The sequence below is a fragment of the Cyclobacterium sediminis genome (genome assembly GCF_054781075.1).
In genome coordinates, this window is the sequence record NZ_BAAGVC010000043.1 from 151107 (window position 1) to 164528 (window position 13422).

Annotated in this window: 10 protein-coding genes; 6 read left to right on the forward strand and 4 right to left on the reverse strand. The window is 37.3% G+C overall.

Annotation, left to right across the window (positions count from 1 at the left end; all coding sequences use genetic code 11):
• Window positions 1-217 precede the first annotated feature (217 nt).
• On the forward strand, window positions 218-3196 hold the full coding sequence (locus tag ACYVHJ_RS21260; RefSeq protein WP_460519016.1) for a SusC/RagA family TonB-linked outer membrane protein: 2979 nt from the start codon (window positions 218-220) through the stop codon (window positions 3194-3196).
• Window positions 3197-3208: 12 nt separating this feature from the next.
• Window positions 3209-4636, forward strand: coding sequence for a RagB/SusD family nutrient uptake outer membrane protein (locus ACYVHJ_RS21265; protein WP_460519019.1), 1428 nt, complete (start codon window positions 3209-3211; stop codon window positions 4634-4636).
• Window positions 4637-4687: 51 nt separating this feature from the next.
• Here ACYVHJ_RS21265 and ACYVHJ_RS21270 read toward each other — a convergent pair whose 3' ends face one another.
• Window positions 4688-5179: a DUF6702 family protein gene (locus ACYVHJ_RS21270; protein ID WP_460519022.1), complete on the reverse strand. Its 492-nt coding sequence runs from the start codon at window positions 5177-5179 to the stop codon at window positions 4688-4690.
• Window positions 5180-5270: 91 nt separating this feature from the next.
• Between ACYVHJ_RS21270 and ACYVHJ_RS21275 the strand changes: the two genes are divergently transcribed.
• Both ACYVHJ_RS21275 and ACYVHJ_RS21280 read left to right on the forward strand, forming a co-directional pair.
• Window positions 5271-5852, forward strand: coding sequence for a HupE/UreJ family protein (locus ACYVHJ_RS21275; protein WP_339900850.1), 582 nt, complete (start codon window positions 5271-5273; stop codon window positions 5850-5852).
• 110 nt (window positions 5853-5962) lie between these two features.
• Window positions 5963-8290: a M1 family metallopeptidase gene (locus ACYVHJ_RS21280; protein ID WP_460519025.1), complete on the forward strand. Its 2328-nt coding sequence runs from the start codon at window positions 5963-5965 to the stop codon at window positions 8288-8290.
• Window positions 8291-8762: 472 nt separating this feature from the next.
• Here ACYVHJ_RS21280 and ACYVHJ_RS21285 read toward each other — a convergent pair whose 3' ends face one another.
• On the reverse strand, window positions 8763-9995 hold the full coding sequence (locus ACYVHJ_RS21285; protein WP_339900853.1) for an ammonium transporter: 1233 nt from the start codon (window positions 9993-9995) through the stop codon (window positions 8763-8765).
• Window positions 9996-10050: 55 nt separating this feature from the next.
• Entirely contained in the window at window positions 10051-10389 is a 339-nt protein-coding gene (locus ACYVHJ_RS21290) for a P-II family nitrogen regulator (RefSeq protein ID WP_339900855.1), read from the reverse strand.
• 378 nt (window positions 10390-10767) lie between these two features.
• Here ACYVHJ_RS21290 and ACYVHJ_RS21295 point away from each other — a divergent pair, with 378 nt between their 5' ends.
• On the forward strand, window positions 10768-11667 hold the full coding sequence (locus tag ACYVHJ_RS21295; RefSeq protein WP_460519030.1) for a nucleotidyltransferase family protein: 900 nt from the start codon (window positions 10768-10770) through the stop codon (window positions 11665-11667).
• Between the two features lie 166 nt (window positions 11668-11833).
• A complete protein-coding gene (locus ACYVHJ_RS21300) occupies window positions 11834-12253 on the forward strand; it encodes a DoxX family protein (RefSeq protein ID WP_339900858.1) in 420 nt (139 codons plus the stop codon).
• Here the strand turns inward: ACYVHJ_RS21300 and recF are convergent.
• The gene (gene recF, locus ACYVHJ_RS21305) at window positions 12250-13362 is read right to left on the reverse strand and encodes a DNA replication/repair protein RecF (protein WP_460519034.1); all 1113 of its coding nucleotides are present in this window, start codon (window positions 13360-13362) and stop codon (window positions 12250-12252) included. The two genes, ACYVHJ_RS21300 and recF, sit on opposite strands and share 4 nt — an antisense overlap.
• Between the last annotated feature and the right edge of the window lie 60 nt (window positions 13363-13422).

Here is a 13422-nt window from a genome sequence, read left to right on the forward strand (position 1 = left end):
TATATTAGGTGGTATTGGTAAAGAAAAAATAACAAATAAATAATATTATTATATTTTACATTTTACATCAAATAATAATTTTTTGTGTGAGCAGTTTTTTACAAAATATTTAGGTTGGAGGTTTGTACTATCGGATAATTAAAATTTTTATTTATTAATAAATTGATGGAAATTTGCATTATAAACATTGTTAAAAAACCTTAATCTATTATTTACTATGAAGCGAGTTTTACTTAGCTTAGCATTTTCTGTGTTGGCGGTAATCTCAGTAATGGCTCAAAGCAGAAACGTAACCGGTACGGTTACTTCTGAGGATGAGCCAAATGGGATACCTGGAGTGAATGTAAGCGTAAAAGGAACGATGGTGGGTACCATTACTGATATTGATGGGACTTACTCTTTATCGATTCCTGAAGGATCAAACGTATTGTCTTTTAGCTTTGTTGGGTTTGAAACCCAAGAAAAGATGATTGATAACCAAAGTCAAATTGATGTGTTTTTGACTCCTGATGTTAAAACATTGGGAGAAGTCGTAGTTGTTGGCTACGGTACACAATCTGCAAAAATGTCCGTTCAAAGTATTTCCAGTTTGGACAACTCTCAAATCGAACGGATGCCGATTTTTACAGCTCAAGAGGCTCTTCAAGGGCAAGCTGCTGGTGTTCAGTTGACCGGAACCTCTGGTGTAGGGGGTGCGCAACAAAATATCCGAATTAGAGGTGTAGCATCTCTAACAGCAGGAGGATCTCCCTTATTTGTAGTAGATGGAGTTCCATTGAATGATGGAAGTAGTGGAGATTATGCCAATGAATCTGGAGCGGTAACACTTAACCCATTGATGGAGCTAAATCCAAATGAAATTGAGTCCATTTCTGTTTTAAAAGATGCTTCTGCTGTAGCTATTTACGGTTCTAGGGGTGCTAATGGGGTGATTTTAATTAAGACAAAAAAAGGAACTAGCGGTAAATCACAAATCAACGTTGATTTCTACAGAGGGGTTCAATCTCCCACTACCGTAAGGCCTTACATGTCTTTAGACCAATACAATCAATACCGTTCTGCAAGAACCGGAGATCCTGCAAGCAGCTTTCCTCAAACAGGCTTTGATTGGCCTGATGCAGTTATCGAACAAGGAAAAATTTCCAACTTAAATGTAAGTGCATCGGGAGGAAGTGAAAATACCACTTATTTTATTTCAGGTACCTACTTTATGCAAGACACTTATGCATTAGGAAATGAATTGGATAGGTTTAACGGAAGGTTAAACATGACGCATAAGTTCTCAGACAAAGCAAGATTTGGAGCAAATGTTGGCTTGGCAAAGACTTATAATGACAGGATTAATTCCGACAATAGTACTTTTGCTCCTTTAACATCAGCATTTTTGCATTTGCCTTACAGTCAGCCATTTGATGATAATGGTAATTATACAAGACTGGGGTTCATCCCTAACTTACTTGCACTTGCTGATTTGGCAAAGACCGATTATATCACGAGAAGAACTACTGCAAATACTTACTTTGAGTTTGATATACTTCCTGACTTGACTTTTAAAACAGACTGGGGAATTGATCAGATCCAGACAGAGGAGACCATGCGTTACCCTGACATCATTGAGCCTACAGGGGAAGGATACAAGAGGATTATTCAAGACTATAAATGGTTGAGTACTAATACGCTAAATTATCAGAAATATTTTGGAGATAGCCATTATTTTGGTACCCTTTTAGGGTATTCTTACGAACAGTCTGACTTTAGCAGCATGACAGTAGAAGGATCAGGATTTGTCAGTGATAAATTACCAAACGTAGCTTCTGCTGCTACTCCTACCATCACAAGTGCAACAGGTACAGGATGGAGACTGGCATCTTATTTTGCTAGGGTGAATTACAGATTCAAAGACAAATTGTTATTTGAAGGTAGTGCAAGAAGAGATGGATCTTCTCGATTTGGAAGAGATAATCGTTATGGTAACTTCTGGGCACTATCCGGTGGATGGGTACTTTCTGAAGAGAAATTTTTGCAAAACAACAGCTTCTTAGATTTTCTTAAAATCAATGCAAGTTATGGTACAGCAGGAAATGATCGCGTAGATAATTTCGCTTCGTTAGGCTTGTATCAAGCAGGAAGTTTAGGTGACTATGCAGGTAGCCCGGGTATTTACCCAAGTCAGCCGGCCAACCCTACACTTGGATGGGAAGAGTCTGCTCAATTTGACTTTACTTTATATGCTACCATGTTCAACAATAAACTTGATGTTGAAGCATCTGTTTGGAACAAACGTACCACAGGGTTATTATTGGATGTTCCAATCCCGTACACTACAGGTTATGCTAGTTATGCGCAAAATGCCGGGTCTATGAGAAATAGAGGGATAGATCTAATGATTAACTCTCTTAATGTTCAAAGCTCCGGTTTTGAGTGGAGAACAATTTTAAATGTTGGTTTCCTTGAAAATGAAGTATTGGAACTTCCGGGAGCTTCTGAAGACAATGAAGGAAGACGATTTGTTCAAGGTTCTTCCAGTCAAAGGGCCATTGAAGGTTATTCAGTAAATACCTTTTACCTGGTAAGATACAATGGAATTAATCCTGAAACAGGAGAAGCAGAATGGCTGAATGGAGATGGAGAATCAACATCCACCTACAGTACCAACAATAGGGAAATAATCGGTTCGGCGATTCCAAGAATTTCCGGTGGATTGACCAATACATTCTCATACAAAGGATTTGATCTATCTGCCTTGTTTACTTTTACTCAAGGAAATTATATCATGTATGATGACCTTAGGTTTTTGTATAATCCAAACAACCTGAACTCCTTTAACTTGGACCCTCAACTGTTGGATTATTGGACAGAAGACAATCCAAATAGTTTTGCTCCACGTCTAGGTGGAACCACCCAATCTAATTTTGGACAAAGGTCTACGATTCACATAAGAAAAGGGGATCATATCCGACTTAGAAACCTATCGCTTACATACAATGTTCCTGCTGAAATTCTTGAAAGAACAAAGGTATTTAGAAGTGCTAGAATATATGGAATGGCGCAAAACTTGCTAACATTCTCAGATCTTGAAGAAGGTCTAGAGCCTGAAATCAGCGGAAATGGAAGCGATAACCAAATTCAGGGTGAATCTTTCTTTACTCCTGCGCAGGCAAAATCATTCACTTTGGGTGTTTCATTAGGATTCTAAAAAAGCTTTAAGATGAAAAATTTAAAAACAATATTATTTATAGGCTTGTTGGGAAGTCTTTTCTCTTGCGAGAATCTTGACATAGATCCCCAACAATCCCTTTCAACAGAGCTCGCATTTGCTGATAAGCAATCAGTAGAGGGTTCATTATTAGGTGTTTATTCTTTAACCCAGGAATGGGAAGTGTTTGGTTCTTTGCCACAGGTGATTGCCGATTTCCAGTCTGACAATGTAAGGTTTATAGGTTCTTTTCCTACACTACAGGAAATCAGTATCTATACCACTCAGGCAGATAACGCAACCCTCAGAGATTTATGGAGAGCACACTACCGTGCAATCTTAGCAGCCAATGCTGTCGTAGCATTTACACCTGACTCTCCGGATGAAACCCTCACTACAGAGGAAAGAAACCAGTTTGTGGCGGAAGCAAAATTCATGCGTTCTTTATTGATGTTTCAATTGGTTAACCTTTATGCACAGCCAGTAAATATCGGTGGGGAAAATGCCTTAGGTATTCCTATTGTAACAGATGCTTTTTCAGGTGAAATCACAAGTTACTCAAGAAATACGGTAGGGGAGGTTCATGCTTTTATTATCAATGAACTTAATGATATCATTGCCGATTTGCCAGATACCTATGCTACTTCTGCCTTCACTAGAGGAAGGGCCACAAAAGGAGCTGCCAATGCATTGCTTTCCAGAATTCACCTTTATAGAGGAGAGTGGCAATTGGCCGCAGAGAAAGCCAAAGCTGTATTAGATGCTGATGATATATACGGTCTTGCTAGCAATTACAACTTTTGGGGTGAAAACAATAGCGAATATGTGTTTTCAATCCAGAATTCTGAAATTGATAATGGAAGAACCGGCTCAGGTGGTTGGGGTTCTTACTACAATTCTGCCGAAGACGGTGGAAGGGGTGATGCTCCTTTTTCTGACTACCTATTGGATGCCTACGCTGAAACCGATGAAAGGTTAACAGCACTTTCCAAGGAAAATGTAAATGCTGAAGGTGTATCTTTACTCTATACAACAAAATTCCCTGACGTGGTAACCCACTCTGACAATTCCCCTATCATTAGGACCACAGAAGTTGTACTTAACAGGGCAGAGGCCTTGGCACAACTTAATGGGATCAATGATGAATCTTTGGAATTGATCAATGCGTTAAGAGAAAGAGCAGGCCTTGATATTTTCAATGCAGGAGATTTTGATAGTGAAGAAGTCTTTTTAGCTCAAATCCTTGAAGAAAGAAGAAAGGAATTGGCTTTTGAAGGTCATCGAAGGATGGATCTTTTGAGAAATAATTTACCTCTAAGACCTGAAGGTGACACTTATTTTGATGAGTCCAAGCCTGGAGAGAACAAGACCATTTTTCCAATCCCTCAGAGGGAATTGGATATCAACACCGAGTTGGTTCAAAACCCCGGATACGAATAATTTGTTAAACTTAAAAAAGGTCACTCTCAGATTGGGAGTGACTTTTTTTGTTTAATCCAGTTCTAAAACACCGCTGGTTTTGTCTTTTCTAGTTATTAGGCTCTTTGGTTTGCGGTTTTTATAAAAATTGATAATGTTTTGTTGGGTAGGGAAATCTTCTACCAATAAGGAGTTAAAAATAGTCACTTCATGTGGTGCTTTTAACTCTTCAGACTCTAAATAAAACCAAGCAGCATCTTCTTCTATTTCGTGACCCAGGTAGCTGAGTTTTACAACCTCTCCATTGACCTCCACTTTATTATGAAGCAGTATATATGTTTCAATTATTTTCTCCAATTCTTCCGGTTTTTCAGGGCGAAGAAAATTTACCTGGTGGCCTGAGGCATTGGAAAGTGCCACCTCCATATCATTCCAAAAAATCTTTTGAGCAATTTCTATCCGCTGCCGTTCATTGTTATAAACCATGTCGGTGAGACTGATATAAAAGGGGTGGGCTTCCAATTCGAAAGAAAACAGAACTAAGAATAGTTGAATTACAAGCATTAATAGAGGTTGTTTTTTAATTATGTGCGAATAATGCGTTAATATTACAACAAAATTTTAAAACCTAAAGTAAATAAATCGCCTAATTCTTATGAACCAATTTCAGTTGTATTTTAATCTGGGTATCCAGCATATTTTGGATCTTAAAGGTTTTGATCATATTCTTTTTGTTTTGGCCTTGGCCGTTGTATACATGATAAAGGATTGGGGAAGAATCCTTGTGTTGGTTACCGCCTTTACTATAGGTCATTCCTTGACCTTGGCTCTTGCCACATTGAATGTGATTCGAGTGAATACAGATTTGGTGGAATTTTTGATCCCGGTAACCATAGCCATTACTGCATTGGTAAATGTCTTTAAACCTAAATCTTCTTCAGGAAGGGGAGTTCAGGTCAATTATTTATTTGCCCTTTGTTTCGGCTTAATACATGGCCTTGGTTTTTCCAATTATTTGAGAACATTACTGGGTAAAGAGCAATCCATTTTCACTCCTTTATTGGCTTTTAACTTAGGCCTGGAAGTGGGGCAAGTAGTTATTGTGGTGTTGTTTTTGTTGGCATCTACTTTGATTACAGGTATTTTTCGGGTCAATAGAAAAGAATGGGTATTGGTGATATCCTCTATAATACTGGGGATGTCTTTTATGATTTTACTGGATAGTGTTTACTGGTAGTATTCTTTGCAATTGTATCGGTTTTTTAAGCAATTTTAATGTAATTTCAGTAAATTCATCTTTGATCGGACAGGATTTATAATCAATTTATTTAGTGAAATTTGTGTACTATGAAGCAAAATATATTCTTTTTTCTGTTAATAATAACGAGTAATATCGGGGTTTATGCTCAGGTCGATGAGCAAAGACATGGCAATAGGTTTGAGCAATTAGGTACCGACCTTCGCTCGCCAAATGTTTACCGAACAGCCTCTGGAGCACCCGGGCATGAATATTGGCAGCAAAAAGCAGATTATGAAATAGAGGTGGAGTTAAATGATGAAAATCAATCCATCACTGGTAGGGAGAAAGTGACCTATTACAATGAATCCCCAGACCCATTGGATTATTTATGGGTGCAATTGGATCAAAATCAAAGAGATAAAGATTCTGAAACGCCAAAAATCACTTCTAATAAAATTCACCCAAAAATGAATTTAGGTCAATTGGAGGATATCATTTGGCATGATATGGATTTGGGCCTAAAAATTTATTCTGTTACAGATGCCAATGGTAAGGATATACCCTCCACGGTTAATTTAACCATGATGAGGTTGGACCTACCGGAGCCACTAATGCCCGGAGAAAAGTTTGAGTTCAATATGGCCTGGAGTTTCAATAGTCATGACAGGACCGGTTTTTTAGCTACCAGACCGGGGTATGAATATTTTGAAGAGGATGGAAATTATATTTACACCGTGGCAGAGTGGTTTCCTAGAATGGCGGTTTATTCAGACTTTGAAGGCTGGCAAAACAAACAATTTGTGGGCAGAGGAGAATTTGCCTTGGTCTTTGGGGATTATAAAGTATCCATTACAGTGCCTTCAGATCATATGGTCGGAGCTACTGGGGTATTGCAGAACCCTGCCGATGTGCTGAGTCAAAAAGAATTGGATCGTTGGGAGCAGGCCAAGTCATCCTTTGACGAACCTGTAATTATTCGTTCACAGGCAGAAGCCGAAAAGCTTGAAAAGAAAAGATCTACTGAAAAAAGTACTTGGGTTTTCCATGCGGAGAATGTAAGGGATTTTGCATGGACCTCTTCAAGGAAGTTTATTTGGGATGCCATGGCAGTTCAATTGGAGAATGGCAAAGAGGTAATGGCCATGTCCTATTATGCCAAAGAAGCCAATCCTCTTTGGGGACAATATTCTACAAAAGTTGTGGCACACACATTGAAGTCCTATTCTGCCAAAACTTTTGATTATCCTTATCCTAAAGCCATTTCTGTGGAAGCATCCAATGGGATGGAGTATCCAATGATATGTTTTAATTATGGAAGGCCGGACAAGGACGGCACCTACACTGAAGCCATAAAATATGGAATGATTTCAGTCATTATTCATGAGGTAGGCCATAACTTTTTCCCAATGATTGTTAATTCAGATGAAAGGCAATGGACTTGGATGGATGAAGGTTTGAATACTTTTATGCAATTTATGGCTGAACAGGAGTGGCAGAGAGATTATCCTTCAAGAAGAGGTCCTGCTCATAAAATTGTCCCTTATATGAAAGGGGAAAAGCATCTTTTAGAGCCAATCATGACCAACTCCGAAAACATCATTCAGTTTGGCGCAAATGCTTACGCAAAACCAGCGACAGCCCTTAATATTTTAAGGGAAACCATTATGGGTAGAGAACTATTCGATTTTGCCTTTAAAAAGTATGCACAAAGATGGATGTTTAAGCATCCTACTCCTGATGATTTTTTCAGAACAATGGAAGATGCTTCTGCCATTGATTTAGACTGGTATTGGCGCGGATGGTTTTTTGGTACTGAACCGGTAGATATAGCTATTCAAGATGTGAAATGGTATAAGATTGATAGCAAAAAACCAAGTGAGGTTAAACAAGATGCTAAAAATGCCTATGAGCTTGAGGAGTCCTATATTTCAAGAACTAGAAATTATAAAGATGTTGATCAGACTTATTTGGAAGCAGACCCTTCTGTAGGTGATTTTTACAATAAGTTCGAAAGGTTTAAGGTTTGGCCAGAAGAGGAGAAGGCATATAAGGCTTTTAGAAGTCAGTTGAGAAAAGAAGAACTTGAAATGTTAGATAGTGGAATCAACTTTTACGAGATATCTTTTGAAAATACAGGTGGGCTGGTAATGCCTATTATTGTTGAGTTTCAATATGTGGATGGAACAAGTGAGGTAGAAACAATTCCTGCTCAAATATGGAGAATGGATGAATATAAGGTTACTAAGGTCTTTGCCAAGGATAAAGAAGTAGTGCAGATTGTTCTGGATCCATACCGTGAAACGGCTGATATTGATGAATCCAATAATTATTGGCCTCAAAGATTTATGCCTTCTAAGTTTGAAATGTTCAAGCAAGGAGCCGCCGGCAGAGGAACTTCTTCTGGCCCTAGCCCTATGAAAAAAGAAAAGAAATAAAATGATTGGGAGCAAAAAGAAAGAGCGGCGAAAGTCGCTTTTTTTTAAGTCGTTCTCAATTATGCTAGGAGATTTTTTTAAATAGCTTTTTTATTTTTGCGGATAAAAATATCGTTTTTCAAACTTCCTGAGAGTATCTGCCTTTGTTGTTAAATATACGACAATCTACAATCCAGAGTTTCTGTAGACCAATACGATTGATTTTATTTATCACGACTGTAGCTTGCAATTTTTTTTATTGTCGATTTGAAACTATAATGCCTATTGTAAACTACTTGATGATGTGATTTAGTTTGTGCAGATGTTTTAATAGCCTAACCTGAAGTGGTGTAAAATGGTGAAATGGTGTTACTATTGATAAGCTATTAAAAGTATAAAGGCGATAAGACAATAGCTTTCTTGACAAATAGGATAAAAAAAACAGGCAGATAGGATCTGCCTGTTTTTTTCATTTATATAGCTGTAGTCCGAATTATTCTTTGGTTTCAAAATCAGGATAAGCATGCATGCCGTGCTCGTTGATGTCAAGTCCTTCGGTTTCTTCTTGTTTGTCAACCCTAATTCCTGTGGTTTTCTTCAGAAGGAAGAAAAGTACAAAACTGAATACAACACAAAGTGCACCTATGGATACTATTCCAATTAATTGTGACACTACCTGTGATCCACTGGCTAGGTCTCCGAAAATACCTACCGCAAGGGTACCCCATATTCCGCAAATAAGGTGTACTGAAATGGCACCTACAGGATCATCAATTTTAATATTATCAAACAAGATTACACCAAACACTACCAGAATACCACCAATAAAACCAATGATTACTGCTTCAGTGGGAGACATTAAATCGGCACCGGCTGTAATACTTACGAGGCCGGCCAAGATGCCATTGAGTACCATGGTGATGTCATAGGCTTTGAACTTTAAATAAGAAGCAAGTAAGGCTCCAAAAGCTCCGGCAGCACCGGCTAAGGCTGTAGTTACAAATACCAGAGATACAGTTCCCGGATCGGCTGATAAAACGGATCCTCCGTTAAAACCAAACCATCCAAACCACAATAAAAATACTCCAAATACGGCCAAAGGTATATTGTGACCAGGTATCGCATTGGTTTTTCCATTGGAAAATTTCCCAATTCTAGGCCCTAAAAGGTAAGCGCCAATTACAGCTCCCCATCCACCAACAGAATGGACGATAGTAGAACCTGCAAAATCATAAAATGGAGTAGACAAAGTATCTAAAAATCCTCCGCCCCATTTCCACATACCTGCTATGGGATAGCAAATCCCTACATATAGTATAGAAAAGAAGATAAACGGCCCTAATTTAATACGTTCCGCTACAGCACCTGAAACAATAGTTGCAGCAGTGGCAGCAAACATGGCTTGGAAAATAAAGTCTGTAAAAAAGGTGTAGCCTTCGCTATAAGCAGATGTATCCCATCCTTCAGGTAAGCTCAATCCTAAGCCACCAAACCCGAAAAAACCTCCAGCAAACATTTCCCCGGGATACATTAGATTGAATCCAATAAAAGCATAGGTTAATAAACCAATGGCGGGGATAATTGTATTCTTAAAAAGAATGTTAACAGTGTTTTTGGCCCTGGTAAGTCCGGCTTCCAGTGCAGCAAAACCTAAGTGCATAATGAAGACCAAAATGGTCGCCACCATAATCCATAGGTTGTTAATGGTAAATAATTCCTGAGTCATTTAATTAATATGTTTAATAAGTTTTTTAAATTTTGGTAATGTGAGGAGGAGAAAATTAAAGTGCACTCTCGCCTGTTTCATCATTTCTAATTCTAAATGCCTTCTCTACATCGTATACAAATATTTTTCCGTCTCCTACTTCACCAGTTCTTCCTTCATTGAGAATGCAAGCAACTACTTTGTCCTCTAAGTCATCTTGAACAACTATTTCAAGTTTTGTTCTGGGGATAAACGTTGGTTCGTAAGCCACTCCACGGTAGTGTTGCATTTTTGCATGCTGCAAGCCCATACCCTTGACTTCATAAAAGGTAAGAAATTTAACGCCTAAGCCAGAAAGGCATTTGTGGATTACATCAAATTTAGAAGTTCTAATTAAAGCTTCAATTTTTTTCATTTTTTTAACAGGATTAATATTCCATTAATAATTATAGAATTAAAAAATTTATCTGTTGCAAAAATAATATTCACGATCTTATTAACCAACTAAAAAATGTAAAAAGATGTTGAAAAACAGAAAAATGGGTGATAAATGAGCTAAAAATCGTCAAAAAAGAAAAAAAATCAATTAAAATGGATGTAAAAAGATCTATTTAACGTCTTTTCTGCATAAATAAAATTTATTTAAGGTTTTTAGTTAACCTAAATATTAGAAAAAGATCAGAAGTCTTTTAATAAATTAATGGGTTAATTTCTCTGATGATATTTTTTAAAAAATTAACTTTACAGGGAATTTTACCTTTAGTAAAGTATTGCCATTAACTATTTAAAGACAATGAATAAACCGACACTTTTAATTTTGGCTGCAGGAATGGGCAGCAGGTATGGAGGGGACAAGCAAATTGATGGCTTTGGGCCGAATGCCGAAACAATTATAGAATATTCCATTTATGATGCCATACGATCTGGATTTGGTAAGGTGGTATTTGTTGTAAGGCAAGAGATCCTAGAGGAAAGTAAAGAGATTTTTATTCCAAGGTTTGGAGATTTGATTCAAATTGAATTTGTTGTTCAATCTTTAAAAAATGGAGTGCCGGAGGAATATCAGCACCCCGATAGGAAAAAGCCTTATGGTACAGCACATGCATTGCTTTGTGCCAAAGATGTGATCAATGAGCCTTTTGCAGTCATAAATGCAGATGATTTTTATGGTCAGGAAGCTTTTCAAGCTTTAGGGGAATTTTTAACCCATGAGGTAAAGCCGGGTTTACATTGTATGGTAGGCTATGCAATTAAAAATGTATTGTCCGACTATGGGACTGTTAGTAGAGGGGTTTGTGATGTTTCTCCTGAAGGTTTTCTTACGGGGATGATTGAGCGAACAGCTATATCTAAAAAGGAAGACGGAATTTACCATGAGGCTGATGGTGAAAAATTAAAAATTGATGCCGAAAACCCGGTGTCTATGAATTGCTGGGGTTTTCACCAGTCCATCTTTGAACAAACAGAGAAGCTTTGGCTAAGTTTCTTAGAAGAGAATAAAGAAAATTTAAAATCTGAATTTTACATTCCTAAAGTAGCCAACTCAATTATTACAGAAGGTATTGGAAAGGTTAAAATTCTTGAAGGGGGTAAAGTTTGGTTTGGTGTTACTTATGCTCAAGATAAGGAACATGTAATGAAGGAGTTGAAAAAACTTCACGCAGAAGGTGAATATCCGGCAAAACTTTGGTGAGAAAGCGAATATAAACGAGAAATTTACGATTTATGAGCCAATTAGGTCAGGAAATCTATAAAAAGTAGCTGTGGGGCGTCTTATCTCGCTTTCAGCTACTTTTGCTTTTATTTTTTATTAACTTTAACCACTTATTAGTTTGAAATTTATAGTTGAATAGCTATCCATGAAGAATATTGTCTTTTCAAACAAACCATTTGTTTTGGATTTTGGTTTGCTTTTATTGAGGGTGGGTGCCTCCCTGATGTTGGTCTCTCATGGATGGTCCAAGGTAATCCACTTCAGTGAAAGGCTCAATAGTTTTGCTGACCCTATTGGCTTGGGGCCTGCAGTGTCCTTGCAATTGGCTATTTTCGCCGAATTTTTCTGTGCAATATTTTTGATTTTAGGCTTTATGAGCAGGATCATACTTATCCCTATGATAATAAATATGGCTGTCATTGCTTTTATTGTTCATGGAGGAAGTGAATTTGGTAAACAAGAGCTTTCCTTGATCTATCTGCTTGTCTTTATTGTATTGTTGTTGTTAGGCCCCGGTAAGATTTCTTTAGATGGTACAATATTAAAAAGAAGAAGCAGGTATTAACCCTTTTCTACTTCCAAAACAGTATTGTTGGCGATTGTAAAGGATTTATAATCAGCAGTGATCCGGGTAAGAATTTCTTTGGATCTTTCGGGTCTTGCATCAGAAATAAATAATTGGCCAAACTCCTTATTGGCTACCGCTCTAATTAAGTGATGAATTCGGAAGTCATCTAGTTTATCAAATATGTCATCCAATAATAAAATTGGCTTGGTGCCTTTTATTTCCTTAAAAATATAAAATTGTGCTAGTTTTAAGCTGATTAGAAAAGACTTTTTTTGACCCTGAGAGCCAAACTTTTTTATTTGCTGCCCATCAAATGTGAAGTTGAAATCGTCTTTATGCGTGCCAAATCCTGTTCTTTTAAGTAAAAGGTCTTTATTGAGGTTATTTATAAAGTCCAGATCAAAACTTTCTTTGTCAACTTGGCTTTGATATTCAATATTTACCATTTCTTTTGACCCGGAAATGGATGCATAATGAGTTTGAAAATGAATTAAGAATTGGCTCAAAAATGCATGTCTGGTTCTGTTAATTTCCTTAGAAAGCTTTAAGAGTTGTTCATCATAAGGTGCCAACTGAAGTTTGTCCAGGCGTTTTTCTTCAGCAAACCTTTTCAATAGGGCATTCCTTTGTTTTAAATTTTGCTGGTAACGTATGAGCAGGTGTAAATAATTTTGATCTGCCTGGCAGATCATGCTGTCAAAAAACTTTCTCCTTTCTTCACTGCCTCCATTGATGATTTCAGTGTCGTCCGGAGCAATAATCACTAAGGGGAGAAGTCCGATATGATCGCTTAGTTTGGTATAGGGTTTGCCATTTACTTCAATGCGTTTTTTTCTACCACCCTCAAAAAAACAATTGATTCCGAGCTCTTTTTCTTTAAGTTCAAACTCACCCTTAATTGTAAAAAACGCTTCACCATGCTTTATATGATGACTGTCTGTAGGTATAAATGCACTTTTTGTTAAGCATAAATAGTGAATGGCATCCAGAAGATTTGTCTTTCCTGCTCCGTTTGAGCCAAAAAAACAATTAACTCCTTGATTAAAAACCAAATCCAAAGCTTGGAAGTTTTTAAATTGAATTAATTTTAAGTTTTTTAAATACATGGCTTATACACAGGATGTTTTTTACTATTTTCGCAAAAGGCCTCAATATTGCTTTGATTT

Bases quoted from the DNA above. Each gene is read 5' to 3' on its own strand.
- ACYVHJ_RS21270 (WP_460519022.1), bottom strand. From the start codon at position 5,179: ATGCTTGTAATTCAACTATTCTTAGTTCTGTTTTCTTTCGAATTGGAA.
- recF (WP_460519034.1), bottom strand. From the start codon at position 13,362: ATGTATTTAAAAAACTTAAAATTAATTCAATTTAAAAACTTCCAAGCT.
- ACYVHJ_RS21295 (WP_460519030.1), top strand. From the start codon at position 10,768: ATGAATAAACCGACACTTTTAATTTTGGCTGCAGGAATGGGCAGCAGG.
- ACYVHJ_RS21280 (WP_460519025.1), top strand. From the start codon at position 5,963: ATGAAGCAAAATATATTCTTTTTTCTGTTAATAATAACGAGTAATATC.
- ACYVHJ_RS21265 (WP_460519019.1), top strand. From the start codon at position 3,209: ATGAAAAATTTAAAAACAATATTATTTATAGGCTTGTTGGGAAGTCTT.
- ACYVHJ_RS21290 (WP_339900855.1), bottom strand. From the start codon at position 10,389: ATGAAAAAAATTGAAGCTTTAATTAGAACTTCTAAATTTGATGTAATC.
- ACYVHJ_RS21285 (WP_339900853.1), bottom strand. From the start codon at position 9,995: ATGACTCAGGAATTATTTACCATTAACAACCTATGGATTATGGTGGCG.
- ACYVHJ_RS21275 (WP_339900850.1), top strand. From the start codon at position 5,271: ATGAACCAATTTCAGTTGTATTTTAATCTGGGTATCCAGCATATTTTG.
- ACYVHJ_RS21260 (WP_460519016.1), top strand. From the start codon at position 218: ATGAAGCGAGTTTTACTTAGCTTAGCATTTTCTGTGTTGGCGGTAATC.
- ACYVHJ_RS21300 (WP_339900858.1), top strand. From the start codon at position 11,834: ATGAAGAATATTGTCTTTTCAAACAAACCATTTGTTTTGGATTTTGGT.